This is a genomic window from Polynucleobacter nymphae (genome assembly GCF_018882155.1).
Taxonomy (GTDB): domain Bacteria; phylum Pseudomonadota; class Gammaproteobacteria; order Burkholderiales; family Burkholderiaceae; genus Polynucleobacter; species Polynucleobacter nymphae.
This window is the reverse complement of the sequence record NZ_JACVPA010000001.1, coordinates 433,141-458,277: the sequence shown is the minus strand read 5'-3', so window position 1 is coordinate 458,277 and position 25,137 is coordinate 433,141. Positions and strand designations below refer to the sequence as shown.

Annotated in this window: 25 protein-coding genes, 1 other RNA gene and 1 pseudogene; 19 read left to right on the top strand and 8 right to left on the bottom strand. The window is 45.1% G+C overall.

Features of this window, described 5'->3' with window-relative positions; genetic code table 11:
* Positions 1-10: 10 nt before the first annotated feature.
* From ICN29_RS02360 to pufB, 3 genes are all read right to left on the bottom strand, one after another.
* Positions 11-1,423 (bottom strand): PucC family protein, encoded by a 1,413-nt coding sequence (locus ICN29_RS02360; RefSeq protein ID WP_216129349.1) that lies wholly within the window; start codon positions 1,421-1,423, stop codon positions 11-13.
* A gap of 86 nt (positions 1,424-1,509) precedes the next feature.
* On the bottom strand, positions 1,510-1,713 hold the full coding sequence (locus tag ICN29_RS02355) for a light-harvesting protein (RefSeq protein WP_216129347.1): 204 nt from the start codon (positions 1,711-1,713) through the stop codon (positions 1,510-1,512).
* A gap of 15 nt (positions 1,714-1,728) precedes the next feature.
* A complete protein-coding gene (gene pufB, locus ICN29_RS02350; protein WP_112294365.1) occupies positions 1,729-1,872 on the bottom strand; it encodes a light-harvesting antenna LH1, beta subunit in 144 nt (47 codons plus the stop codon).
* Between the two features lie 246 nt (positions 1,873-2,118).
* On the opposite strand from pufB, the gene ICN29_RS02345 reads away from it, so the two are divergent.
* From ICN29_RS02345 to ICN29_RS02325, 5 genes are all read left to right on the top strand, one after another.
* Positions 2,119-2,331 (top strand): hypothetical protein, encoded by a 213-nt coding sequence (locus tag ICN29_RS02345; RefSeq protein ID WP_216129345.1) that lies wholly within the window; start codon positions 2,119-2,121, stop codon positions 2,329-2,331.
* A 36-nt stretch (positions 2,332-2,367) separates the two neighbouring features.
* Complete coding sequence (locus tag ICN29_RS02340; protein WP_216129343.1) at positions 2,368-2,607, top strand: hypothetical protein; 240 nt, start codon at positions 2,368-2,370, stop codon at positions 2,605-2,607.
* A 138-nt stretch (positions 2,608-2,745) separates the two neighbouring features.
* The gene (gene hemA, locus ICN29_RS02335) at positions 2,746-4,047 is read left to right on the top strand and encodes a glutamyl-tRNA reductase (protein WP_216129341.1); all 1,302 of its coding nucleotides are present in this window, start codon (positions 2,746-2,748) and stop codon (positions 4,045-4,047) included.
* Between the two features lie 14 nt (positions 4,048-4,061).
* Entirely contained in the window at positions 4,062-5,948 is a 1,887-nt protein-coding gene (gene dxs, locus ICN29_RS02330) for a 1-deoxy-D-xylulose-5-phosphate synthase (protein ID WP_216129339.1), read from the top strand.
* Between the two features lie 204 nt (positions 5,949-6,152).
* Positions 6,153-6,626 carry a TspO/MBR family protein gene (locus tag ICN29_RS02325; RefSeq protein ID WP_216129337.1) on the top strand — a complete coding sequence of 158 codons (474 nt, stop codon included), beginning with the start codon at positions 6,153-6,155 and terminating at the stop codon, positions 6,624-6,626.
* 16 nt (positions 6,627-6,642) lie between these two features.
* Here the strand turns inward: ICN29_RS02325 and ICN29_RS02320 are convergent, their stop codons facing one another.
* The 5 genes from ICN29_RS02320 to ffs form a co-directional block, all read right to left on the bottom strand.
* Entirely contained in the window at positions 6,643-6,834 is a 192-nt protein-coding gene (locus ICN29_RS02320) for a hypothetical protein (protein WP_216129335.1), read from the bottom strand.
* A complete protein-coding gene (locus tag ICN29_RS02315) occupies positions 6,835-6,984 on the bottom strand; it encodes a hypothetical protein (protein WP_216129333.1) in 150 nt (49 codons plus the stop codon).
* A 119-nt stretch (positions 6,985-7,103) separates the two neighbouring features.
* Positions 7,104-8,054: a Bug family tripartite tricarboxylate transporter substrate binding protein gene (locus tag ICN29_RS02310; protein WP_216129331.1), complete on the bottom strand. Its 951-nt coding sequence runs from the start codon at positions 8,052-8,054 to the stop codon at positions 7,104-7,106.
* Between the two features lie 16 nt (positions 8,055-8,070).
* Complete coding sequence (locus ICN29_RS02305; RefSeq protein WP_216129329.1) at positions 8,071-8,451, bottom strand: carboxymuconolactone decarboxylase family protein; 381 nt, start codon at positions 8,449-8,451, stop codon at positions 8,071-8,073.
* Between the two features lie 137 nt (positions 8,452-8,588).
* Positions 8,589-8,687: signal recognition particle sRNA small type (ffs, locus tag ICN29_RS02300), an RNA gene on the bottom strand.
* A gap of 32 nt (positions 8,688-8,719) precedes the next feature.
* Here ffs and dnaX point away from each other — a divergent pair.
* The 14 genes and pseudogenes from dnaX (at position 8,720) to rlmD (ending at position 25,010) form a co-directional block, all read left to right on the top strand.
* Entirely contained in the window at positions 8,720-10,366 is a 1,647-nt protein-coding gene (gene dnaX / locus ICN29_RS02295; RefSeq protein WP_216129327.1) for a DNA polymerase III subunit gamma/tau, read from the top strand.
* A 50-nt stretch (positions 10,367-10,416) separates the two neighbouring features.
* On the top strand, positions 10,417-10,740 hold the full coding sequence (locus ICN29_RS02290) for a YbaB/EbfC family nucleoid-associated protein (protein WP_216129325.1): 324 nt from the start codon (positions 10,417-10,419) through the stop codon (positions 10,738-10,740).
* Positions 10,741-10,750: 10 nt separating this feature from the next.
* On the top strand, positions 10,751-11,365 hold the full coding sequence (gene recR / locus ICN29_RS02285) for a recombination mediator RecR (protein WP_216129323.1): 615 nt from the start codon (positions 10,751-10,753) through the stop codon (positions 11,363-11,365).
* A gap of 1 nt (position 11,366) precedes the next feature.
* Positions 11,367-11,585: a TA system antitoxin ParD family protein gene (locus ICN29_RS02280; RefSeq protein WP_216129321.1), complete on the top strand. Its 219-nt coding sequence runs from the start codon at positions 11,367-11,369 to the stop codon at positions 11,583-11,585.
* 156 nt (positions 11,586-11,741) lie between these two features.
* Complete coding sequence (locus ICN29_RS02275) at positions 11,742-12,725, top strand: DUF6282 family protein (RefSeq protein WP_216129319.1); 984 nt, start codon at positions 11,742-11,744, stop codon at positions 12,723-12,725.
* A gap of 334 nt (positions 12,726-13,059) precedes the next feature.
* Positions 13,060-14,475 carry a carbohydrate porin gene (locus ICN29_RS02270; protein WP_216129317.1) on the top strand — a complete coding sequence of 472 codons (1,416 nt, stop codon included), beginning with the start codon at positions 13,060-13,062 and terminating at the stop codon, positions 14,473-14,475.
* 183 nt (positions 14,476-14,658) lie between these two features.
* The gene (locus ICN29_RS02265; protein ID WP_255538026.1) at positions 14,659-16,176 is read left to right on the top strand and encodes a TolC family protein; all 1,518 of its coding nucleotides are present in this window, start codon (positions 14,659-14,661) and stop codon (positions 16,174-16,176) included.
* Positions 16,177-16,185: 9 nt separating this feature from the next.
* The gene (locus tag ICN29_RS02260; RefSeq protein ID WP_216129314.1) at positions 16,186-17,445 is read left to right on the top strand and encodes an efflux RND transporter periplasmic adaptor subunit; all 1,260 of its coding nucleotides are present in this window, start codon (positions 16,186-16,188) and stop codon (positions 17,443-17,445) included.
* Entirely contained in the window at positions 17,446-20,523 is a 3,078-nt protein-coding gene (locus tag ICN29_RS02255) for an efflux RND transporter permease subunit (protein ID WP_216129312.1), read from the top strand.
* The gene (gene surE, locus ICN29_RS02250; RefSeq protein ID WP_216129310.1) at positions 20,523-21,308 is read left to right on the top strand and encodes a 5'/3'-nucleotidase SurE; all 786 of its coding nucleotides are present in this window, start codon (positions 20,523-20,525) and stop codon (positions 21,306-21,308) included. Before ICN29_RS02255 ends, surE begins: the two co-directional genes overlap by 1 nt.
* Positions 21,309-21,337: 29 nt before the next feature.
* Positions 21,338-21,961, top strand: a pseudogene (locus ICN29_RS02245) (protein-L-isoaspartate(D-aspartate) O-methyltransferase); the annotation flags it as partial.
* A gap of 26 nt (positions 21,962-21,987) precedes the next feature.
* The gene (locus tag ICN29_RS02240; RefSeq protein WP_216129306.1) at positions 21,988-22,743 is read left to right on the top strand and encodes a peptidoglycan DD-metalloendopeptidase family protein; all 756 of its coding nucleotides are present in this window, start codon (positions 21,988-21,990) and stop codon (positions 22,741-22,743) included.
* A gap of 16 nt (positions 22,744-22,759) precedes the next feature.
* Positions 22,760-23,581: a 3'-5' exonuclease gene (locus ICN29_RS02235; protein WP_216129305.1), complete on the top strand. Its 822-nt coding sequence runs from the start codon at positions 22,760-22,762 to the stop codon at positions 23,579-23,581.
* On the top strand, positions 23,574-25,010 hold the full coding sequence (gene rlmD / locus ICN29_RS02230; RefSeq protein WP_216131910.1) for a 23S rRNA (uracil(1939)-C(5))-methyltransferase RlmD: 1,437 nt from the start codon (positions 23,574-23,576) through the stop codon (positions 25,008-25,010). The genes ICN29_RS02235 and rlmD overlap by 8 nt, the downstream gene beginning before the upstream one ends.
* Positions 25,011-25,137 lie beyond the last annotated feature (127 nt).

The window sequence follows — 25,137 nt, the reverse complement described above, 5'->3', positions numbered from 1 at the left end:
AGGTAGTCAATTAGGCAACCGATTCTACTGGCTTAGCTGGCCATATAAAATTGGTCATTGCTGCAATGGTAATGAACAGCAAAGCAATTTCTAAGAGATAAACACCACAGTAACCCGTTGCTGGATTATTAAGGTCTGCGCCAAAATAATTACGCGATGCCATGCCAGCCAAAATATCCCGAAATACTCCTCCGACTCCAATCGCAATACCTGCAGCAGTAGCTTGCACAGCTCCCCATGCACCTAAGGCTAAGCCACTTTGATTTTCTGGGGCATATCTCATGGTGGCAGTTAAGGTTCCATGGCTAAATAAGCCATTGCCAAATCCAATCAACACAACACCCACAATGAAAATGATTGTGCTATTAAAGGGTGCTGCAGCAATCACTAATATGAATGCAGGAATACCAATTTTGGCTCCATTGCTAGCCATCTTAAAGGGGTCATAACCAGCGCTCAATACTTTGGAGGCAATGCTAAAGCCAAACAAACAACCAACAGCTAAAGTAGCGGTTAACACCGTGGTAGCGCTCACACTCATGTTTAATAATTCACCGCCATAAGGCTCTAGCAAAACATCATTCATGCTAAATGCCATCGTGCCAAAACCCACCGCAACTAAGCGACGAATTGCTTGGCCACCTTCCTTAAAAGTTTCCCAAGATTCTTTAAAGTTTTGCTCTCTGGCTACGAGCGCTCTTGCGCGGGCTTCTTCGCGGCTTTCCTGCTTCCAGAGCGCAATCGCATTTAATACGATCGTGACTACAGCACTGCCTTGAATTACTTGTATTAAGCGTCCGGGGCTGTACTCTTCTAATAACTGACCAAAAATCAGGGCGCTACCAATCATGCCAATTAATAGCATCACATACATCAGACCAACAATATTCGCCTGGGCTTTAGGCGGGGCAAGATCACAGGCTAAGGCAAGACCTACCGTTTGAGTCGTGTGAATGCCGGCACCCACAAATAAAAATGACAGACCTGCAGCAGCTAATCCAATCCATGCGGGCGCTTCACTAGCATTGCCGGCACCAGCTAAGACGAGTAGAGCAAAAGGCATGATGGCAAGTCCACCAAATTGGACCATGGTTCCCATCCAAATATAGGGAACACGACGCCAACCGAGAGCAGATTTATGAGTGTCTGAGCGAAAGCCAATTAAAGCCCTAATGGGAGCAAAAATAATGGGTAAGGAAACCATAATTGAAACGAGTGAAGCTGGGACCTTAAGCTCAACAATCATCACTCGATTTAAGGTGCCTACTAGAAGCACAAGGGCCATGCCAACCGATACTTGGAATAGGGATAGTCTGAGTAATCTACCGAGGGGTAATTCAGCAGAAGCAGCATCTGCAAAAGGCAAGAAGCGGGGGCCTAAATTAGCCCAGGTACTCATTAATTTTTGACTAAAACGATTCATGAAAGTTGAGTTTAAACAGCGGATGCACGAAACAAAAAAATAAGACCCAGATCTAACGATCTAGGTCTTATGAGACAAGATAAAACTTATTTTTGTGCTGTTGGTGCCGCGGGTGCCGATGTAACAGCGCCGGCTTTAGCAGCTTTACCGCCTTCTAAAAAAGCCTTCACCCAAGTTGTGTTATTCAGTAATGCTAAATGAACTGAAAAAGAACCGATTGCACACGCACCCAAAAACAATGGAATACCAACGGTTGGTCTTACTACTGTCCACATTTTTCCGTAGATCATCTTAATCTCCTGTAATTATTTCAACCAAGGTGAATAGATATAAGCAAGTAAGTGGGCGAGTGCTGCAATCATCCCAAAAAATTGCGTACCTTGAATGAGGTTACGGTGTAACTCTTCCGCCTCCTCAACACTCAGACCTGTAAGAGTGTTATTTGTCATAGCTTTTTTCCTCTCAAATCTAACTGCGCCGTGCTAACCCACACGAGGGTGTTTAATTAACCTACATACCACGTGGTTAATTTAGTACGAATGTGTAAATAAATCTATACAGTTTTGTTAGGAATTTCCCTTATATGTCAACGTATTGCAGTGCAAAAAGATTATCCGTAATAGTGGCATTTTTAGATGCTGTAGGCCATATTGGATATAGAATAAGCCCCACATAACCTCTTTTTTAAACATCAAATGAGTCAAACTGGCCAAGGTTTTGGCGCTTTAAAAATACTATTCGAGATAGCCTGCGCTGCGGGCGGTTTTGGTATGGGCCTGCTATTTGCTAAGCAGTTGGATTTAGGCATTGTCCCTGGGGTTTTTATGGGCCTGATGGGGGCAATCTTCACCTTTATCCTTGCCCAAGGCCTTACCGCCTTTGTTTTTCGTATACTGAGACGAGATTAACCAGAGGCTTAGCCTCTTCAGTCACAAGGATAGGTAATGAATAAGCAAGTTGAATCAACCCCAATTGATGCCAAATTTAAAAGAACCATGCTTTGGCTCAAATTTGCCATTGTTGTATTCCCAATAGCCTTAGCTGGGCAGGTCTGGATTCTGTACCAAGAGTACTCATTTACCAATCTACTGTTTGTGCTGATCACGGCCTTCGCTTTGTATTCCACAGTCAATTCATACAAAAAATTTAAGGCCTACGAGGCTACCGCCAAGAATCAGCAATAAGCATTGATATGTGGGTTTTCCCTAGGTAGGGAAGCGGAAATAGGTGTCAATCTTGATTGACATATTGCTCATCAAGATGAAGAATCATTTTCATGATTTTTCTAGTCCCACTACAAGCTATTTTCAGCAGCCTCTAGCATGCAAATACTCAATCTTGGTGTGAATCATCACACGGCTCCAATTGATATTCGAGAGAGCGTTGCTATTTCTCCAGCAGATTTGCAGGATTCCTTATTGGATCTTCGTAATTATTTAAGAAGTGCTGATTCTGAATTGATGCCTGAGGTCGCAATTTTATCTACCTGCAATCGCATGGAGATTTATTGTGCTGCGAATGATGTTTCATATCCTACCCATCATTTAGAAGAGCGTACTTTTGATTGGCTAACTTCTCAAAAGCGTTTGCAAAGCGATGCATTGAAGCCCTATATTTATTCGGCAAAAGAGACTGATGCGGTAAAGCATGTATTTAGAGTGAGTTGTGGAATGGATTCAATGGTGTTGGGGGAGACTCAAATACTAGGTCAAATGAAAAAAGCGGTTGAATTAGCTGACCAAGCCGGCACATTAGGCATATATCTAAAACCTTTATTCAATAAAACTTTTTCTGTTGCCAAGGCAGTCCGAGCAACAACGGATATTGGTAAGCATTCAGTTTCAATGGCTGGGGCCTCAGTGCGCTTGGCTGAAAAGATCTTTGGCGATCTGAAGGACTCCAAAATCCTATTTATTGGTGCAGGCGAAATGATTCAATTGTGTGCCTCGCACTTTGCCGGTCGAAAGCCAAAACAGATTGCAATCAGCAACCGCACAGTTGATCGTGGTGATGAGATGGCAAAAGTCTTTGCCGAAAAAGGCCTGCAAACAGATTCCTTTCCTTTGCAATCCTTGCCAACGCGCTTACAGGACTTTGACGTGATTGTTTCTTGTACAGCAAGTGCATTGCCAATCATTGGCATGGGGATGATTAAAACCGCCTTGAAGGCCAGAAATAGCAGACCGATTGTATTGATTGATTTGGCTGTCCCGCGGGACATAGAGCCAGAGGTTCGATCGCTTGAAGATGCCTACCTGTACTCCGTTGATGATTTGGGTAGCGTTGTCAATGAAGGTCGCCATATCCGCGAACTTTCGATGGCTGATGCTGAAACCATTATCGATAAGGGCGTGAGTGAATTTTTTCAGACGCTGCAAAAAAGAACACTAGTACCGATTATTCAATCGCTGCAGACTACTGCAGAGCGCCTCAAGGAAATTGAATTAGAAAAAGCAGTACGACGCATTAAGAGGGGTGAGGATCCAGTTGCAGTCTTATCGATCATGGCAGAAGCCTTGGCTAATAAATTTATGCATGCACCTATTAATGCCTTGCAAAAATCACCCAATAACGAGATCGAAGATTTCAAGCGAATTCTCTCCAGTATTTATTCTCCAAAATAATTTCGGCGTTAAATATGCTCCAGGCAACCAAAGTACTCCACACCATCAATTCTTCACAGGACTTAAAGCAGCTCGAGCAGTCTGAGCTTGCCCAATTGTCAGATGAGTTACGTGAATTCATTCTGCAATCTGTTGCCAGTACTGGCGGGCACTTATCCTCTAATTTAGGAACCGTTGAGCTAGCAATTGCTTTGCATTATGTGTTTGATACTCCTGATGATCGGATTGTTTGGGATGTAGGACATCAAAGTTACGCCCATAAAATTTTGACAGGGCGCAGAGAAATGATGCCGAGTTTGCGTCAGTTTGGTGGCTTATCTGGCTTCCCAAAGCGCTCAGAAAGTCAATACGATGCTTTTGGTACAGCACATTCGTCTACTAGCATTTCAGCAGCTCTCGGGATGGCAGTCGCCAGCAAAGTGAAGGGCGAAAAGCGCAATGTCATCGCAGTCATTGGCGATGGCTCAATGAGCGCTGGCATGGCCTATGAAGGTTTAAATAATGCAGGAGTTGATAAATCGATTCCCTTAATCGTGATTTTGAACGATAACGAAATGTCGATTTCTCCTGCGGTTGGGGCGCTGAATCGATATTTGGCAAAGCTGATTAGCGGCTCGCTCTACGGTGCTACCAAAAAAGGTTTGGATAAGATGCTTTCCTATACGCCTCCCTTAAGAGAGTTTGCCAAAAGACTGGAAGGTCATGCAAAAGGGATGATTGGCCCAGCCACGATTTTCGAAGAATTTGGTTTTGATTACTATGGCCCAATTGATGGCCATAATCTTGACGATCTCATCATTACCCTTGAGAACCTCAAAAAGATTGCTCAGACTGATGGCCCGCAATTCTTGCATATCGTTACTAAAAAAGGCAAAGGGTATGAGAGGGCAGAGTTAAACCCGATTTCTTATCATGGCCCCGGCAAATTTAATCCTAGTGAAGGCCTGAAACCTTCTGCACCAGGTAAAAAAACCTATACCGAAGTATTTGGTGAATGGCTTTGCGATATGGCCAAAGAGGACAAGCGTCTGATTGGTATTACGCCAGCAATGCGCGAGGGTTCTGGCTTAGTCCAGTTTGAGGCACAGTTCCCTGATCGTTACTTTGATGTCGGAATTGCAGAGCAGCATGCAGTCACTTTTGCAGCGGGTATTGCTTGTGAGGGTCTAAAGCCGGTAGTAGCAATCTATTCGACCTTTTTACAAAGGGGCTACGATCAGCTCATACACGATGTAACTTTGCAGAATTTACCAATTGTTTTTGCCATCGACCGAGCCGGTATGGTTGGCGCAGATGGACCAACCCATGCAGGTGTATTTGATGTTGCTTTTCTAAGATGCTTACCCAATGTGGTCTTGATGACACCATCTAATCAAGAAGATTGCAGAAATATGCTGACGACTGCTTTTGGTGTCAATGGCCCCTCTGTCGTGCGTTATCCACGCGGCTCTGGAGTGGGTCCGGAAGCATCTCAAAAACTAGAGACTATCCCCGTCGGAAAAGGTGTGATTGTTCGCAAAGCAAAAAATGCGCAAGCTCCTGGGAAAAAGATTGCCTTTGTTTGCTTTGGCCCATTGTTATATAACGCACTAGAGGCTGCAGAGGAGCTTGATGCTACTGTTGCTGATATGCGCTTTGTAAAACCATTAGATGAGCAATTGCTCTTGGATCTCGCGAAAAGCCATGATGCTTTAGTCTTTATTGAAGACAGCGCAACACAAGGTGGGGCCGGCAGCGCGTGTTTAGAAGCTCTCTCCACGCACAAGATTCAGATACCGACTCTACAAATTGGCTTACCTGATGAGTATGTAGAGCATGGCGATGTGAATGTGCTCTTAGATTTATATGGATTATCTCCGAAGAAAATCCTAACTAAAGTGCGAGATCACTTTCAGATATAAGTGACTTATTTATGTTTAAGAAAGAAAAAAATCAGACACAGCTGTTATCTAAAGAGGCAAAGTGGCAATATATTGGTAAACCAGTTCTGATCATCTTTGGCACTCTGAACTTATTCATTCTCGTTTTTTTCTTAATTTACTATTACACCTAAGTACTAAACTTTCAGAATCTCCCACGGCACTACTTCTCTTGAAGGAAAATTAATGTTAAATAAAAAAATGGCTATGCCATTAGCCTGGGGTTTAACGGTGGCGATTCTAGGGGGTTTAGCAACGGATTTGGGGCCTTGGTATCAAGCCTTAAAAGAACCTTTTTGGAAACCGCCTGATGCAGCATTTGGCCCGATCTGGTCGACTATTTTTGTTTTGTCTGGCATTGCTTGGGTCGCTGTAAAGCACTTGACCACTAACCCCGCGCTTCTGAGTCGCCTCACTTTTTTATTTTGGGTTAATGCTTTTCTGAACTTGCTATGGAGTATTTTGTACTTTCGCTTTCAAAGACCAGACTGGTCTTTATATGAAGCGGTGTTTTTATGGCTTTCAGTGCTTGCTATATTGCTGACGCTACGAAAGGTGTCTACTAAATACAGCTTATATATGCTGCCATATTTAATATGGGTCACTATTGCGATTGTTTTGAACTGGGATACTGTGCGACTGAATGGTCCCTTTGGATAAAAAAGCTTACTTGCTCTTAATGCTGGCCCCAAATGGCAAAGATGCCGGTAATTAAGATAAGCCCATACAAGCCGGCATAAATTTTGAAATCTTTCAGAATGACTGCAGGAGCTATTTTTTTATACTTCCAAAGGTAGTAGTGAAAAACAATCGGTGAAATCAAAATCACACCAAACTCAATCACCAGCTCGAGCATGACACCCGTCATTTATTGGATGAATTTATTCTTAGAAAATACCAATGCGACTACTAAGATCATGCCTATTACAAACAAAAGTAGCGATCCCGTTTTGACAAAAACGATGAAGCCCAAGAGCGCAAGACCAAACGCAATTAATCCTAATTTATCTCTAGACATCACTTTTCTCCTATATTTAAACTAGTCCTCAGATTAATAGAGAGCTACCTAAATAAAACTATACCTCAGTAGGTCTGCTTTCACATTTAGTGTGTGCGGGTGAAGTTAACTGCCTAAAGTTATTCAGGTTTGATGCCTGCATCTTTGACAACCTTGGCCCACTTAGCGGTATCTGCTTTTAAAAGTCTGGCTAGTTCTTGGGGTGAGCTAACAACGGGTTGCATAGCCAAAAATTCGAGTTTGTCTTTATATTCGCTAGAGTTCACTGCCTCACGAACAGCCTTATTGAGTTGAGTAATGATTGGTTGCGGAGTATTTGCAGGCGCAAATAAGCCTAGCCAAATAGTCGTTTCATACCCAGGCACTCCCTGTTCGGCAATGGTGGGTACATCTGGCAAAGTAGGGTAGCGCTTCAAGCTGGCAACCCCTAAAGGTTTTAAACGTTCTGCCTTGATATTGGGTATTGCTGAAGAGACGTTATCAAACATCACTTGCACATGGCCGGCTAATACGTCTTGTATTGCAGGTGCGGCCCCTTTGTAAGGCACATGCACCCATTGGATTCCTGTTTGTGAGCTGAATAGTTCTGCGCCTAAATGGTATGTACTACCAATGCCGGATGAAGCATAAGTCAGCTTTCCAGGATTCTCTTTGGCATACGCCACCAGTTCTTTAATGTTTTTGACCGGTAAGCTAGGGTTAACAACCAAGATGTTTTCGATAGTTGCCACCATGGAGATGGGAGAAAAATCAGTCACCGGGTCGTAAGGTAAATTCAGAGTAAGGCTTGGACTTGCTGCCATGATGCTGCTGGTACCCAGCAGTAGGGTATCTCCATCGGGGATTGATTTAGCTACAAATAGGGCGCCTATCCCACCAGTGGCTCCCACTTTATTTTCAATCACTACAGGTCGTTTGAGAATGGAAGATAGCTTAGGTCCCAATACCCTTGCCACTACATCGGTGGGTCCACCATTAGAAAATGGCACGATGATACGAATCGGTTTCTCATTTGGGATTTGGGCGTGACTATACGAGAAAGCACCTAACCATAGACATAATAGGCTCATCAATAGTTTCATAAAACTAAACCCCCATTTCCTTAAATACAATTTTGGCGTTATGGAAAGCATCAAGTGCAGCTGGTGCACCACAATATACCCCGCAGTGCAAAAAGATTTCACGCATTTCTTCTTTGGTGACACCATTGTTTAATGCGCCCCGTATATGAAGTCGAAGTTCGGCAGGGCGATTGGTTGCAATCAGGATTGCGAGATTTAACATACTCCGTGTCTTTTTCTCCAGACCCTCTCTCACCCAGACAGCCCCCCAAGCATGCTCAGTTAAGTACTGTTGCAGTGGTTCGGTAAATTCATCAGCATTAGCCAGTGAATCGTTGACATATTTTTCACCTAAAACCTCTTTGCGAACTGCCAATCCAGCCTTGTAACCTGCGTTCTCGTTCATATTGCCTCCTATGTTCACATATCACAATCGTTCTGTAATTGAATGTACCATTTCTGCTTCTGAACTGATATTTGCTTGGTTTATGCAAGTTTAAGGATGCTGAAGATCTTCAGATTCATCGATTTTTCAAGGGGAGGGTGGATGAGCCAAACCCCCGGCACTGGCAGAAATTGGGTTTGGCTGCTTCGTTCCCGACCTGACCAGGTTATCCAACCCACCATGCGGGGAGGCCCATCCACTTCCATTTTAGCTTGTTAGAATGTAAGACATGACAGCATTGGCATTAGCCCGTTCGTGGCGCCCCAAAACATTCTCTGAGTTAGTAGGACAAGACCATGTGGTTAAGGCCTTGACCCATGCCTTAGATCAAGGACGCCTGCATCATGCATGGCTCTTTACGGGCACTCGTGGGGTAGGTAAGACCACCATTGCGCGCATTATGGCAAAAGCCCTCAATTGCACAGGTGCAGATGGTGCAGGCAAGATGACTTCGCAGCCTTGCGGAAAATGCCCAGCTTGTATGGAAATCGATGCGGGTCGTTTTGTTGACTATATAGAGATGGATGCAGCCAGTAATCGTGGTGTTGACGACATTGCCGCTCTTCTAGAAAAAGCAGCTTACGCACCAAGCAATGCTCGTTTCAAGGTCTACATGATTGACGAGGTGCATATGCTCACCAATCATGCCTTTAATGCCATGCTGAAAACTCTGGAAGAACCTCCAGAGCACGTCAAATTTATTCTGGCGACTACCGACCCACAAAAGATCCCCGTCACTATTTTGTCTCGTTGCTTGCAGTTCAACCTTAAGCAAATGCCTGTAGCCCTCATTGTTGAGCATTTAGAGAAAGTGCTTGCAGCAGAAAAAGTGACTTACGAAGTCAATGCATTGCGTGTCTTAGCTAAAGCAGCTCAAGGTTCAATGCGCGATGCCCTGTCATTAACTGATCAAGCGATTGCCTATGCAGCAGGCAAAGTGACTGAAGAATCTGTACGTGGCATGCTTGGCACATTAGACGATGCGTATCTCATTCGTATTTTAGATTGCTTAATTGCAAAAGATGGCGCAAGCCTTCTCGCAGTTGCTAATGAAATGGGAGAGCGCAGTATGTCTTTCTCATTAGCATTGCAAGATCTATCTAGCCTGCTACAAAAGATTGCAGCAGCACAAGTAGTTCCAGAATCGGTATTAGAGGATTGGCCAGAAGCAGGCGAGATTCGTCGCTTAGCTACTCAACTCACTAAAGAAGAGGCGCAACTCTTCTACCAAATCAGTATTACTAGCCGCCCCGACTTATCACTCGCGCCAGATGAGCAAACTGGCTTTGCCATGACTCTCTTGCGGATGTTGGCATTTCGTCCAGGGAGCAGTGGCGGTGGGGGTACAGCTCCAACACCATCGTCTCCTCCAGTCGCTAGCGCACCACGTCCAATGTCTGCTCCAGCGCCAACAGCCAAAACAGTAGTGTCTGCAGCAGCATCTATAGCAACGAAGCTAGTAGCCGCAGCTACTCCTGTAGGTGATGCTGCAAATCGCCCAGACTGGCATAGCTTGGTGCGGCAATTACCAGTAAAAGGTTTGGTGCAACAGTTAGCATTTCAGACAGAGTTGCAAGATTGGAAAGATTCTGCAGCAGGTGTAAAGGCAACGATCGTGACACCCATGCCGCAACTCGCTTCAGAAGCTTCTATTGCTCGCTTAGGTGAGGCGCTCACTACATATTTCGGTAAACCAGTCAAGATCGTGATTGAAAAAGGTGAAGTAGAAGGTAAGACCGTTGCTAAGGTTGATGCCCAGATTCATCAAGAGAAAAGAATGAACGCCGAACAAATGATTGCCGCTGATCCTTTTATCCAGCAATTAGAAAAAGAGTTTGGCGCTAAAGTAGTTGGCGGCTCTGTGAAGCCGCTGTAATGCACCCCTTTAATTTAAATTCAGTAATACAGCACTAAGGAAAAGAAGCGATGATGAAAGGTGGACTTGCTGGCCTCATGAAACAGGCTCAGCAGATGCAAGAGAAGATGAAAACTGCGCAAGCTGAGTTGGCTGCGCTGGAAGTGACTGGCCAAGCGGCTAGCGGCTTAGTGAAAGTAACGATCTCTGGCAAATACGAACTTAAGCGGGTACAAATTGATCCAGGCGCAATGGACGACCGTGAGATGCTAGAAGACTTGATTGTTACTGCTTATACCGAAGCATTCAAACAAGTAGAAGCCGCTAGCGCACAAATGATGTCTGGTGCTACTGCTGGAATGCCAATGCCTCCGGGCTTTAAGTTGCCTTTCTAAGCAATCATTTATGGCGCGTCATGAAGCACCTCAAGATGCACTCGGTCGTTTGATTGAGGCTTTGCGTGTGCTCCCGGGAGTAGGCCCCAAGTCTGCTCAGCGCATGGCGTTCTATCTTTTGCAGCATGATCGCAATGGGGCTGCAGTACTGGCCCAGTCCTTGGGTGAGGCAGTACAGACTGTTGGCCACTGCGCACGTTGTAATACCTTCTCAGAAACTCAAATCTGTATTACTTGCTCAGATGAGCGCCGTGATCCATCCTTGCTCTGTATTGTAGAAACGCCTGCCGACCAAGTGATGGTGGAGCAGACCTTAAGTTTCAAAGGCAATTACTTTGTATTGATGGGTCGTCTCTCACCACTGGATGGTATGGGCCCCAACGAAATTCATTTTGATCGCTTACTTGCTCGTATTGAGAATCCAGATACGAACGTGCCCATTCGGGAGGTAGTACTAGCGACAAACTTCACTAGCGAAGGCGAGGCTACTGCCCATTACATTGGTGAAGTGCTCAAAGCTAAAGGTATTAAAGTTACCCGTATTGCGAGAGGTATTCCGGTGGGTGGCGAGCTAGAGTACGTCGATGCAGGTACCTTGGCCAGAGCTTTGATGGATCGTCGTTAATATGTTGGCTTCAATTAAATTATCAGAGTCATTAATCCAGGATGCTAAGTCTGCATCTAAGATCGCAAAAAGAACCCTCCCCGAGCAGATTGAGCATTGGGCCCGTCTAGGCAAGGCATGTGATGAAAACCCCGATCTGCCAGTCCATATGCTGCAAGATATTTTGGCAAGCAGGGTAGAGATGAGCCTTAATAAGCTAAGTAGATTTCGTTTCGGATAGCCTAGTTGGATATCCTTTGTCTAACAAGCAAGTTGCTTTAAGACCTCCCCAAATCCTATTTCCTGGACTTATAGGGGAACTACTTAATTACCTACTGGAATAGAGAGGATAGAGTCAGCATATTATAAGAAAGAAGTTCAATCAGGGAGATGAATCGTGCGTAAATTTCAATCAAGCAAAATTTTAGTAGCTAGCCTATTGAGTGCTGGCTTAATATTGGCTTCCAATATTACCCAGGCTCAAGTAGGTTTTCCGCCACCACCACCTAAAGTGAGCCCTGCAGCCGGTGTGATTGATATGCATGTGCACCCAGATCCTGATGTCTTCGGAAGATCTTTAACTGATAATGAGTTGGCAACCATTGCTAGGCGCAAAGGTATGCGGGGAATTGTGATTAAGAACCATGTGGTTACAACGAATGATCGCGCTGCATTAGTCATGCAGCAGGTTCCAGGTATTGAGGTATGGGGAGGCATTGTTCTCAACAAGTCTGTAGGCGGTGTAAATCCTGCAGCCGTAGAGTGGATGCATCGGATGTCTGGTGGTCGCGGAAAAGTAGTTTGGCTACCGACTTTTGATTCGGATATGCATGTCAAGACTTTGGTTGATAAAAATCAATCAGGAATTGTTGTTGCAACAAACGGTCAAATTACTCCAGAGTTGGAGCAGGTTCTCAAGATTATTGCTCGTGAAGATTTGATTCTAGCTACCGGTCATATTTCTGCTGATGAAGTGGTTACGGTTGTGAAGCGCGCTAAAGAATTGGGCGTGAAGAACATTTTGATCACACATGGATTAACCAATATTCCAGGCCTCTCTTGGGAGCAAGCTAAGCAAGTGACAGCTATGGGCGCGTATATTGAAATATGCTATTTGCAGTTTTTAACTGGTCCAAATGCCCAATATAAATGGATGACACATTGGGAGAAGGTCGATGCAACAGTTGTTGCCAAGGCGGTTAAAGAGATTGGTGCAGATCATTTAGTGCTCTCAACGGATTTAGGTCAACAAGGCATGATGACCCCACCCGATGGCGTTGAGAATGAGATTGCAGCCGTTAAGGCGGCAGGTGTATCGCAAGCCGACATTGATAAAATGATGAAAAAGAACCCAGCAAAATTATTGGGTCTAAAGGATTAATCTCTTTTTCGTTCACTTAAGGCCACCTTCGGGTGGCTTTTTATTTTTTAAAAATAGTTGCTGTTTTATCAGAAATGGATTGTGGGCAGGATTTGACGGGGCCTATGGAGCTCACCAAGAGATATAGGAATTCAGTGGTATATCTGCATCTATTAACCCCCAATTCGAGACGTATTTGTCATCACCATGCCATAAAGACTAGGTAAATTGATCTTTTTTGGGGATAATTTGGTCTGCGCCACCCTTGGGCTTCAATCTCAAGCTGTGTTTGCCTAGTTTTTCCTATCGGCATGTTGCTATTGCATTGCACTGGCATCCCAATTAGAAATTGTGAATGACCCGCAAGTTTTACATCCTCCTCCTGTTAAGCATTATTTGCACTTTTCTAGGCGCCTCTGCATTTGCACAGAAGGCGGGATCAGGCTCGGACCAAATTGCCACCTTTGCATCACCGATTCAAGATTTGCCTACCGAAGGAGATCTGTTGGGTTTACCAGTAAACGTACACGGCCAAACTACTTACATTAATCAGCGCTATAACAATTTCACATCTAGCTATTCGGGTATGAATAGCTTGGCTGCTCAGAAGTCGATGAGTTATACCTGGTCTGGAACATTATTCTTTGGCGCTCGGCTTGCTCCAAATACTGATGTGTATTTCAATCCCGAAGTAATTTCAGGGGTTGCATTCTCAGGTCTGACTGGTTTAGGTGGGTTTACTAATGGCGAAGCAACTAAAGCGACTGGCTTAAATGCCAAATTTTATTCTGCTAGAGCTTTTGTGCGGCACATCATCAATCAAGAGGGTAATAAAGAAGTTCTCGAGAATGAGGCTAATCAAATTACGCAAACGGTGAGTAGTAATCGTGTTGTCATTACTGCTGGTCAGTTTTCTACTTTAGATATTTTTGATGACAGCCGCTACGCCAAGGATCCTCGTATTCAGTTTATGAACTGGGGCAATATGACCTATCTAGCATACGATTATGCTGCCGACGCACGTGGCTATAGTACTGGCTTAGCGGGCGAGTGGTACTTGGAAAACTGGGTAATGCGAGCCTCTCGTATGTTGGCTCCAAAGAAACCCAATGGCCGTGATCTGAACTGGCAAGTTTTCAATACCTATGGCGACCAATTTGAGATTGAGCGTCAGCACCATATTAGCGATTTACCCGGTAAAGTGAGTGTGCTTGCTTATCGCAATAAAATGATCCTGGCGCGTTTTTCTGATGCGACTAATTATGTGACTGCCAATAATGCGCAGGGCACACAAGCGATTAATAATGTGCGTACCAACTACCAATATAAAACAGGTGTGGGTATTCATGGAGAGCAGGCCTTAACTCATGACCTCGGTATCTATGCTCGTGCATTTACCTCAGATGGCCATACAGAAACGATGTCTTTCACAGAAGCTGATAACTCAGTCTCTGTTGGTATGGGTATGAATGGCACACGATGGGCACGTCCAAACGACAGCATTGGTATTTCGATGATGCAAAACGGCTTATCCAGTTATCGCCGTTCGTATTTACAAGCTGGCGGTGTGTCTTACTTTATTGGTGACTATGCTGGTCCTGGCCAGACAATTTCTTATCGTCCTGAGCGGATAGGTGAGGTCTATTACAACGCTACCGTGATCAAGAATATCTTGGCAGGCTTGAACTTTCAGCACGTCAATAATCCCGCTTATAACGCAGCCCGCGGCCCTGTAAACATCATCTCTTTCAGGATTCATGCCGAGTTTTAAGGACTTAAAGGGCTAAGCTATTCATTATTATCTTTAGAATCAATAAGATAGGTATTTCCAATTATTAGACTTTTGGCTTTTGTCACCTATAATCTACAAAACCCCCTGAAACGGGCATTTGCAAGTTCTAAACCTGCATCAGGGGCTAAAAAATAGCATTGATTGATTTAGAGGCGGCCGCATTTGTTGATTAACGGCAAACGTAAAACGAGGGTAGTCAATCTACTTAAATACATTGCACCATATGCAATGGCTACTTTTGCTATTTCTGCGTTTGCACAAATATCTGGTGATAGAACTCCTGCGAATGTCACCGTTCAATCGGGTGACTCTTCTTTAGCGGCGCCACCATCTATTGGTTCGCAACTAAGTACTCAAGACCAAGGTACTAAAGCGGCTGAATTATTTACTCCAGTTGCTAAGGAAAACACTCCCAAAATTTATGTCAAGAGTGTGCCATCAGGCCCAACGGAGATGGACTTGCGTCAGTTGTGGAATGAACTCAAGATGAATAATCCGCAACTATCTTCATTGCGCGAGTCCTATCTATCTGCCAAGGCAACTGTTCCTCAAATTGCAGCACCAGCAAATCCTCAAGTAGGTCTGGTCTGGTCTGGTATGCCAGCCAATTCACCATTTGCATTGGGTGGAGCGAATGTGCCATCTACAGCTTACCCTAATGGGATCAGCAACAATAACTCGATTTCTGTAGCGCAACCCTTTCAGTTCCCTGGCAAGAAAAGCTTGGCAGCAGAAATTGCTGATACTAATGCAGAAGCGCTCTTAGCCAGTTCTGAATCTACCTATTTGCAATTGGGTGCGCAGCTCTCAACTCTTTACTACAACACGCTGTCTGCGCAGAAGCAATTGCAAGTGCTTAAGGAATCAGTCATTCGCCTAGAGATGATCAAGAACGTTGCTAAAGCGCGTTACTCTAATAATGCTGCAGCCTATGTGGAATACCTCAATGCTCAAGTTGCACAAAGTTCAGCACAAGCAGATCAGTTCAATGTTGAGCGTCAGCTGCAAGTGGGGATCAACAATATCAATACTTTGGTGGGCCGTCACTCCCGCGAAAAATTAGTATTACGTGGAGATGTGCGCCGTGCCATTAGTGCTGTACCAACTTTAGTCGAATTAGAAGACTATGCAGAATCGAGTCATCCTGCATTAAAAAGTTCAGCTCTACAACTAGATGCTGCACGCAAGGGTGTCACTCTTGCCAAGAAAGCATACCTGCCAGACTTTCAGGTCATTGGTTCTTCGTTCACACCGCGCGGACCATTTGCCTCAAATAATGGAGCCTTGTTTTATCAGTTGGAGTTAGATCTCATCATTCCTCTTTATTTCTTTACCAAAGAAAAGTATGGGGTAGAGCAGGCACAGCGTAATCAAGCAGCTGCTGAAGCAGGCAATATCTCTAATCGCCAGCAGATTGTGCTTGCCGTTAATTCTGCATATGCTGCCTATGAGCAGGCCAAGAACCAAGCCCAGTTTTTAAGGGGAAGTCAGGTTCCTCAGGCAGATGCTGCATATAAAGTAGGATTGATACAGTATTCTAATAGCGGTCAAGGTTTTAATGATTTATTGACAGCACAAACCCAGTTGCGTAATTTGGAAGTTCAATTGGCTTTTGCAGAAGCTAACTTATTGCAGGCTCAGGCAGTATTGTTCGTCTCCGCTGGTAAAGAACCTTTCTAAGGAGTTGTTTTGAAGGACAAGCTAATTAAAATCCTGAAGCTCGCTTTTGAAGAGTTTAAGAAGTTAAAAGATCGATTTCTTGCTCGCGTTGAAGCTAGCGCGAATGAAATCCACCGCTCCTATTGGGCGCTCTTACCAGAGACGCGCGCTCGACTTCGCTTAGCGATGATTTGTGTTTCTATTTTGATACTAGGTTTTGTTATTGGCCTTCTTGTCAATGTAAATCGTCCGGTCAAGATAGAAAAAACAGCAAAGGCACTGAGTGTTGAGGGCACAGGTACGATGGAGTTAAAGCTTCCGGGTATTGAGCTTAATCCGAGTATTTATATTTTCCAAGATGCCACTTTGGTTAAAGTTCCAGTTGAACTGAAGGTTCCTGGTCGCTTGGCATTTAATGCCGAGAAAGCAAAGGTACTTTCTGCAAGGGCGCCAGGTAGGGTTGAGCGAATCTATGCATTTGATGGTGCTCCAGTAGAGGTTGGCTCACCAGTAATAGAGCTCTATAGCCCAGAATTTTTATCTGCCCAGCAGGAGTATCTGTTGTCATCTAAAACTGCAAAGGTCTTAGAGACCAATAAGACAATGAGCGATTTGCTAGGTGATGCACAAATTACCCAACAAGCTGCTGGTAACCGCATGCGGAATTTGGGCGCTAGTGATGGCGATATTAAATCGCTTGAAAAAACTGGTAAGACTCAGTCCAACTTGATTATGCGTTCTCCGCTCCAAGGGGTTGTCGTAAAACGTGCTGTAGAGCCAGGTTCCATCGTGAATGCTGGTGATGTATTGGTTTCCCTCGCTAATCCAAAAGAGCTTTGGTTCTTGGGTAATGTATATGAACAAGATATTCGTAAGATTCAAAAAGGACAGACCATGATTCTGCGATCAGAGTCTTATCCTGATAAAGAATTTATTGCTACGGCTAACTATATTGCGCCTGCGATCGATCCTGAGACACATGCCTTGCTGATTCGTTGTGATGTTGAAAATCCTGATGGACTCCTACGTCCTGATATGTATGTTAGTGCGCGTTTGAAAACAGCAGAAACCGAGGCGGTAGTAGTGCCACAGTCGGCCATCATCCGCGTTCGTGAGATGCGTTATGCCATCATTAAAACGGGTCCTGATAGTTTCCGTAGATTTTCTGTGAAGGGTTATGACCTCGATGGCAAGAAGTTTGCTGTAACTGAAGGTTTAGAGCCTGGCATGAAGGTATTAACGGATGGCGCGGTCTTATTGAATGACCGTTTTGCCAAACAGGAGGAATAATTGAGTTTTGCTACCTCCTTCATTCGGGGAGTTATAGAAAAGCGCATCATTATTCTTGCTGGTGCGTTGATACTATTGGTGTTTGGCGCCTTTAGCTTAAAGCAGTTACCAATTCAGCCTTATCCAGGTGTTGCGCCACTTACGATTCAGGCGATCTCTCAGTGGCCTGGCAGAAGTACGACTGAAGTAGAACAGCAAGTCACCATTCCGGTAGAGAATGCCTTAGCTGGAATTCCTGGTGTAAAGGCGTTTCGCTCGGTTTCCTTATTCGGTCTTTCCGTTGTTACGCTGAAATTTAACGACAATGTAGATCCTTTTAAAGTTCGCCAGATATTCATTGCTAATTTAGGCAATGTAACTTTTCCTGCCGGTGTGAACTCAAGCGTTAGTCCAGATTCAGACGCTACTGGTGAAATTTTGCGCTACCAGGTGACCTCTGACTATGCATCGCCCACGCGCTTAAAGACGTTACAAAATTACGAGATTTATAAAGAGCTCAAGCAAACTCCGGGGATTGCTGACGTTTCCTCATTTGGGGGTAAGGTTCGGCAATATCAGGTGATTGTGAGCCCAGAGAGTTTGCAATCTAAGGGCGTTACAGTTTCACAATTAATTGATGCCTTATCTAAAGCCAATGACAATACTGGTGGCGGCGTACTGCCAAGCGGTGAACAGCAATTTGTTGTGCGTGGCGTCGGCTTGTTGCGCAATATTGAGGATATCAAGCAGGTTGTAATTGCAGTGAATAAGGGAGTAGCAGTTCGTATTGGTGACGTAGCTAACGTTCAAATTGGCAATGCACCCCGTTTAGGTCTTTTCCAGTTTGACGAAAATCCTGACTCTGTTGAAGGTATTGTGTACCTACGTCGCGGAGAGAATGCATCTGAAGTATTGGCTCGCGTACGAGAAAAGATTACGAATATCAATAACCATATATTGCCTCCCGGTATTCAGGTTAAGCCCTTCTATGACCGCCAAGTGCTTTTGGATATCACGGTAGGCACTGTGAAGCACACGATGTTTTTTGGTATGACTATGGTGCTGGCCTTACTTTATGTTTTCTTAGGAAATCTGCGGGCTGCTGCAGTGGTTGCCGCTGTCATTCCACTTGCTCTTGGTTTTTCTTTCATCATGATGTATGTCTTTAATGTGCCAGCTAATCTGATTTCACTAGGTGCCATTGACTTTGGCGTGATCGTAGATGCAGCTGTGATCATTACAGAAAACGTCATGCGTCATCTGGAAGAGGGTGGTAAGCGCGTCAATCAAAGCATTATTCTGGCTACTAGCGAAGTGCAACGCGCCATGATTTATTCCACCAGCATCATCATCGTTGCCTATTCTCCATTGTTCTTAATGGGTGGTGTTGAAGGCATCATTTTTAAGCCAATGGCATTTACCATGGGCTTTGCTTTGGTTGCCTCTATCGTTCTGAGTCTGACATTCTTGCCGGCCTCCATGTCATACGTCTTTGGTAATAACTTTAGCCATAAGCCGCCAAAATTTATTGCTTGGATGTTAGATCACTATCGCCCCTTGTTGAGAAGGTGGATGGATCATCCACGCCATGTGATTACTGTGGCTATTTTTATTTTAGGTGTGACATTATTTAGTGCTACCAGATTGGGTACAGCGTTCTTGCCGACTCTGGAAGAAAATAATATTTGGTTACGTGTTACTCTTCCTAATACAGTAGATCTCGAATACTCTACCAAGGTAGCTAACCAGCTGCGCGAAATCTTTTTAAAGCAACCTGAGTTAGAGAAAGTGGCGGTCCAGATTGGTCGTCCTGATGATGGTACTGACTCTACTGGTGTATTTAATCAGGAGTATGGCCTGTATTTAAAAGCCCCAGACGCAATGCCAAAAGGTACAAGCAAGCATCAACTTCTAATGCATTTGCAGGCTGAGCTCAGTAAGATTCCTGGAATTAACTTTAGCTTCTCGCAATATATTCAAGATAATGTCAATGAGGCCCTCTCTGGCGTTAAAGGAGAAAACTCAGTCAAGATCTTTGGCTCGGATTTAGAAGTCCTGGCAGAAAAAGCCCATGAAGTAGTGGCGCAATTGAGAAAAGTTCGCGGCATCGAGGATGAGAATATTCTTAAAGAACTTGGTCAGCCGACTCTGAACATCCAAATTGATCGCGAGAAATCTGCGCGCTATGGGGTCAATGTTGCTGATATTCAAACTGTTGTGGCTAATGCGATTGGTGGCGCACCAGTAACTAACTTTCTGGAAGATGAAAAAACCTTCGGGATTGTAGTGCGCCTAAACGAGGCTAGCCGTAACGATATTCCTGATGTCAGCAGTTTGCTGGTTGATACACCTAATGGCCAAAAAGTGCCTTTATCAATGGTTGCTAAGGTACAGCTAACAGATGGACCTTTCTTTATCTACCGTGAATCTGGTAAACGGTACATAGCAGTTATTTTTAGTGTCCGTAACCGAGATTTGGGTGGTGCGGTTGAGGATGCCAAATATCTCGTCGAAAAGAATGTGACCTTACCGACTAACTACATGATTAGTTGGGATGGGCAGTTTAATCAAATGAAAGCAGCCCAGCAAAAGTTGATGGTCATTATTCCACTAACCTTGCTAGCAATTTTCCTATTGCTCATTACTGCCCTGGGTAATCTCCGAGATGCTGTGATTGTTTTGATTAACGTTCCTTTTGCTGCCATCGGCGGAATCATTGCGCTTCACTTGGGTGGAGAGACTCTCAGTATCTCTGCCTTATTTGGCTTCCTATCCTTATTCGGTATTGCCATTCAGGACGGCGTCATTTTGATTTCCTATATTAATAAGACAGTAGCGGAGGAGCATGGCGCCATGAAAGATGCCATGGTTGATGGGGCTGCCTTACGCGTTCGTCCTGTCATGATGACTGCAATGTTAGCTGGATTAGGTCTTCTGCCGGCAGCGCTCTCTCATGCGATTGGATCTGAAGCGCAGCGCCCCTTAGCTCTTGTGATTGTTGGCGGTATGGTAACAACCACAATCCTGACTCTCTTAGTATTACCAGTAATTTATGCTGCGATGAGAGCGCCTGGTAAGCATTCTCCTGGTTTAGTTTGATGTCAAAGCAACCCCACATCTTGGTCTCGAATGACGATGGTTACCTTGCTCCTGGTTTATTGGCCTTGGTTAATGCGGTACGTCCATTAGGGCGTATTACTGTGATTTCTCCGGAGCAGAATCATAGTGGGGCATCAAACTCCTTAACCCTATCTAGACCGCTTTCAATCCATCGCGTTGCAGGTGGTGAGCGTGACGGATTCTTCTTTATCAACGGTACGCCAACCGATTGTGTGCACGTAGCAATGACAGGCTTCTTAGATGAAAAGCCGGACCTTGTGATCTCGGGCATTAATCAGGGCGAGAACATGGGTGAAGATGTGCTGTACTCCGGTACGGTTGCTGCGGCGGTAGAAGGGGTGATGTTCGGTGTTCCGGGCATTGCCTTCTCACAAATTGATCGTGGCTGGAATCGGATTGAGGATGCTGCTAAGGCTGCTCACGATGTTGTGGCACAAATGTTAGTTTCAGCACTTGCTCGAACAGAAGGCACAGCAACATTGCTCAACGTGAATATTCCCAATCGTCCCTATGCTGACTTATATCGCTGGCGCGTCACGCGTTTAGGTAACCGCCATCACTCGCAGCCGGTAGTTGTTCAAGATAGCCCGCGGGGTGACAAGATCTATTGGATTGGTGCTGCAGGAGAGGTTAAAGAAGGCTCTGAGGGTACCGACTTTCATGCAATTAATGAAGGTTGTATATCCATTACCCCAATGCAATTAGACTTAAGTCATCATGCACGCTTAGCGGCGATGCGCGCTAATGGCTGGGATCGCGGTTGAAGGCTCCTACCGAAAGATTCGCGGCTTATCGTCAAGCACTGGCAGCCAAGGTGCACGCTAGTGGTGTGAAGCACGGCAAGACCCTGGAGGCAATCGCCACTGTGCCACGCCATGCATTTATTGATGCCGGCCTCCATGCCCAAGCCTACGAAGATACAGCGTTACCGATTGGACAAGAACAAACAATTTCTAAGCCATCGGTAGTCGCTCACATGATTGAGCTTTTGCATAAGCCCAGACATAAGCTGGGTAAGATTTTAGAAATTGGTACTGGTTGTGGCTATCAAGCAGCAGTACTCAGCCTGTTGGCCGATGAGGTGTATTCAATCGAGCGCATTCGGTCGCTACATGACTTAGCTAGAGCCAAGCTACGCCCATTTCGGATTAATAATCTGCGCTTGATTTATGGTGACGGTATCTTAGGCTTGCCTCAGGCTGCCCCCTTTGATGGAATCATCCTGGCTGCAGCTGGCCTCGGTATTCCCGATGCCTTGTTAGATCAGTTGGCTATTGGAGGGCGTTTGGTTGCCCCAGTTGCTAAAAATGAAAAAGAGCAACAACTCATCATGGTTGAAAGGATGAGCTCTCAGCGCTATCAAAGAACTGTGCTGGACGAGGTCTTTTTTGTCCCTTTACAATCAGGGGTAGTATGAGATCTCATCAGAATTGAATATCCAATATGCCTAATAGCTTATCTAAGAGCCTCCTGATTGCCTTCATGTCCGCAACCCTGATGCTGACTGTCGGTTGCTCTACCCCTCGCACAAAGCCTGCCACCGTAACTGATCGCGTTAGCCCATTACCCGAGCCAACGCCTCCTGGTTACTATCGCGTTAAAAAGGGTGACACCTTAGCGCGCATTGCCTTAGATCATGGTCAAGCGCCACGTGATGTAGCGCAGTGGAATACTGCCGCCAATCCAAGCTTTAATCCAAATATCATTGAGGTTGGCGATCTGGTATTGATTAAAGCCCCTGCAGGACCAAAGCCTGCGAAAGCAGTTGATACAAAACCTGCAAGTGCTAAAGCGGATGAGCCCGCACCAGAACCTACTAAGCCAGAAATCGTTGCAGAGCCTGGCATTCGTTTGTCTTGGCCTGCTAAAGGTAAGGTAATTGCTGAATTTAGCGAAACTACTAAAGGTATCGATATCGCCGGTAAAGTTGGCGAGCCTGTATTAGCAGCCTCTGATGGCAAAGTGGTTTATGCCGGCAATAGTTTGCGTGGTTACGGTAACTTAGTCATCGTTAAGCACGACAATACTTATCTCACTGCTTATGCACATAACAGTAAGCTCATTGTGAAAGAGGGTGATGCTGTTCGTAAAGGGCAGAAGATTGCTGAGATGGGTGATACGGATACTACTTCGGCAAGACTCCATTTTGAATTACGCGTCAACGGTAAGCCGGTCAATCCAACACCGTATCTGCAGTAACGATCGGCAAGAGTATATGGCTACTGTCCTAGTCTTTGATATTGAAACTATTCCAGATGTAGCAGGCATACGTCGGCTAGAAGACTATCCAGACTCCATGAGCGACGCTGAAGTGGCGGCTAAAGCAATGGCTGATAAAGCGGCCAAAACAGGTAGCGAGTTTTTGCCACTCTTCTTGCAAAAGATTGTTGCCATTTCTTGTGTGATTCGCAGAAGCACTAAAGAGGGTGCTCCCCAAATTAAAGTAGGAACTCTGGGCACTTCCCAAGATGATGAGAAAGTTTTAATTCAAGCCTTCTTTGATTTGATTGAGAAGTACACGCCACAATTGGTTTCCTGGAATGGTAGCGGCTTTGATCTACCAGTGCTGCATTATCGTGCACTAGCTAATCACATTCAGGCGCCACGCTATTGGGAAATGGGTGAGAGCCAAGAGGCTGACAGTCGCGACTTTAAGTGGAATAACTACATTAGTCGTTATCACATGCGTCATCTCGATATGATGGATCTTCTAGCAAAGTTCAATGGCAGAGCGAATGCGCCCTTAGATGGTTTAGCAAAACTCTGCGGCTTTCCAGGTAAGATGGGTATGGATGGCAGTCAAGTATGGCCTGCGTACCAAGACGGCAAGATCGATGACATTCGCCGCTATTGCGAAACTGATGTCGTTAATACTTATCTCATGTATTGCCGTTTTCAATTGCTTCGCGGTGGATTCTCATTAGCCGAATACCAGGAAGAAATAGAGTTTGTAAAAGCCTATCTAGAAAAAGAAGCCAAAGAGCCTCATGGCGCTCAGTGGCAAGAGTACCTGCAAGGTTTCGCACCGGATGCGTAGAGGTGCTAAGCCAGTCAATATCGAAGTGACTGAGCCAGTAAAAGTTGAAGCACTCGATTTAGACGCACAAGGGATTGCCCGTTTAGCTCCTAATGAGCAAGAGCAAGCGCTTGGTCAAAGCGGTAAAGTGATTTTCATTAAGGGCGCATTACCAACTGAGTTAGTTACTTACACCATCACCAATGAAAAAGCCCGTTTTAGTAAAGCAAAGCTACGCGAGATCCTAAAACCAGCAGTATTTAGAGCAGAGCCCAAGTGTGCAGTCTTTGGCGTCTGTGGCGGGTGCACGATGCAGCACTTAGATATTCGGGCACAGGTTGCCATGAAACAGCGAGTTCTGGAAGATGACCTGCGACATATCGCTAAGGTCAAACCAGAAGAAATTTTGCGACCGATGGGTGGTCCTGTTTGGGAATATCGGCAACGGGCACGCTTAAGTGTAGTGAACCGCTCAATCAAGAAAGGTACAGTCTTGATTGGTTTTCATGAAGGTAAGAGCGGCTATGTAGCCGACATGCTTGCCTGTGAGATTTTGCCAAAGCATGTTTCTGATTTACTACCAGAGATGCGCAAATTGGTAATGGGCTTATCGATTGTGGATCGTATGCCCCAAATTGAAATTGCGGTTGGCGAGCCAGAAGAGCCTCATTCTGATGACCCCAAGAAATCGAAACCAGTAACTGCATTGGTGTTTAGAAACCTACTGCCTTTAACAATGGCTGACGAGCAATTACTGCGGCAATTTGCAGACCAGCATGAAGTCTGGATTTGGCTCCAACCCAAAGGAATGGAGACTGTAGCCCCGTTTTACCCAGAGACTGGCAAGCTTTGCTACCGCCTTCCTGAGTTTCAAATCGAGATACCATTTAAGCCGGCTGATTTCACACAAGTGAATCACTTGATGAACCGCGCACTGGTGAGTAGGGCAATTCGTTTATTAGAAGTTCAGGAATCTGATCGTGTGCTCGATTTATTTTGCGGGCTTGGTAATTTCACATTACCCCTTGCTAGAAAAGCAAAGCAAGTTTTGGGAATAGAAGGCTTAGAAACTCTAACAATACGTGCAAAAGAAAATGCCATACATAATGGCCTTACCGATAAGGCCAGCTTCATGCAAAGCGATTTATTTGAAGTGACTCCAGAAACAATTACATCCTGGGGTAAGGCAGAGCGTTGGCTCATGGATCCGCCGCGTGAAGGCGCTATGGAAATTTGTAGAGCGCTTGCAGAGCTGCATACTCAGCAAAGTAATTTACTGCCGCAGCGCATTGTGTACGTCTCATGCAATCCCAAAACATTGGCTAGAGATGTGGAGATCTTATGTCACCACGCAGGCTATACGCTCAGCAGTGCGGGGATTGTGAACATGTTCCCGCATACCTCCCATGTGGAGTCCATTGCGGTATTTAACCGCTTAAGGCCCCTCTAAATCACTGATTTAGTGCATTGTGCTTTTTTACGGTGCAATAGACCTAACTCCCAGTCTTATAGAAGAGTAGATTAAAGCTGTGCAGTGAGGTGTGACTGTTAACAATTTCATCAAAGGGATTGCCATG

What these genes read in the sequence shown, in the direction of transcription:
- ICN29_RS02325 (WP_216129337.1), top strand. Translation starts at nt 6,153, where the DNA reads ATGTTAAATAAAAAAATGGCTATGCCATTAGCCTGGGGTTTAACGGTG.
- ICN29_RS02305 (WP_216129329.1), bottom strand. Translation starts at nt 8,451, where the DNA reads ATGAACGAGAACGCAGGTTACAAGGCTGGATTGGCAGTTCGCAAAGAG.
- ICN29_RS02240 (WP_216129306.1), top strand. Translation starts at nt 21,988, where the DNA reads ATGCCTAATAGCTTATCTAAGAGCCTCCTGATTGCCTTCATGTCCGCA.
- ICN29_RS02310 (WP_216129331.1), bottom strand. Translation starts at nt 8,054, where the DNA reads ATGAGCCTATTATGTCTATGGTTAGGTGCTTTCTCGTATAGTCACGCC.
- ICN29_RS02290 (WP_216129325.1), top strand. Translation starts at nt 10,417, where the DNA reads ATGATGAAAGGTGGACTTGCTGGCCTCATGAAACAGGCTCAGCAGATG.
- ICN29_RS02270 (WP_216129317.1), top strand. Translation starts at nt 13,060, where the DNA reads ATGACCCGCAAGTTTTACATCCTCCTCCTGTTAAGCATTATTTGCACT.
- ICN29_RS02355 (WP_216129347.1), bottom strand. Translation starts at nt 1,713, where the DNA reads ATGATCTACGGAAAAATGTGGACAGTAGTAAGACCAACCGTTGGTATT.
- ICN29_RS02340 (WP_216129343.1), top strand. Translation starts at nt 2,368, where the DNA reads ATGAATAAGCAAGTTGAATCAACCCCAATTGATGCCAAATTTAAAAGA.
- ICN29_RS02315 (WP_216129333.1), bottom strand. Translation starts at nt 6,984, where the DNA reads ATGTCTAGAGATAAATTAGGATTAATTGCGTTTGGTCTTGCGCTCTTG.
- ICN29_RS02320 (WP_216129335.1), bottom strand. Translation starts at nt 6,834, where the DNA reads ATGACGGGTGTCATGCTCGAGCTGGTGATTGAGTTTGGTGTGATTTTG.
- ICN29_RS02345 (WP_216129345.1), top strand. Translation starts at nt 2,119, where the DNA reads ATGAGTCAAACTGGCCAAGGTTTTGGCGCTTTAAAAATACTATTCGAG.
- dxs (WP_216129339.1), top strand. Translation starts at nt 4,062, where the DNA reads ATGCTCCAGGCAACCAAAGTACTCCACACCATCAATTCTTCACAGGAC.
- ICN29_RS02235 (WP_216129305.1), top strand. Translation starts at nt 22,760, where the DNA reads ATGGCTACTGTCCTAGTCTTTGATATTGAAACTATTCCAGATGTAGCA.
- surE (WP_216129310.1), top strand. Translation starts at nt 20,523, where the DNA reads ATGTCAAAGCAACCCCACATCTTGGTCTCGAATGACGATGGTTACCTT.
- pufB (WP_112294365.1), bottom strand. Translation starts at nt 1,872, where the DNA reads ATGACAAATAACACTCTTACAGGTCTGAGTGTTGAGGAGGCGGAAGAG.
- recR (WP_216129323.1), top strand. Translation starts at nt 10,751, where the DNA reads ATGGCGCGTCATGAAGCACCTCAAGATGCACTCGGTCGTTTGATTGAG.
- hemA (WP_216129341.1), top strand. Translation starts at nt 2,746, where the DNA reads ATGCAAATACTCAATCTTGGTGTGAATCATCACACGGCTCCAATTGAT.
- dnaX (WP_216129327.1), top strand. Translation starts at nt 8,720, where the DNA reads ATGACAGCATTGGCATTAGCCCGTTCGTGGCGCCCCAAAACATTCTCT.
- rlmD (WP_216131910.1), top strand. Translation starts at nt 23,574, where the DNA reads ATGCGTAGAGGTGCTAAGCCAGTCAATATCGAAGTGACTGAGCCAGTA.
- ICN29_RS02360 (WP_216129349.1), bottom strand. Translation starts at nt 1,423, where the DNA reads ATGAATCGTTTTAGTCAAAAATTAATGAGTACCTGGGCTAATTTAGGC.
- ICN29_RS02280 (WP_216129321.1), top strand. Translation starts at nt 11,367, where the DNA reads ATGTTGGCTTCAATTAAATTATCAGAGTCATTAATCCAGGATGCTAAG.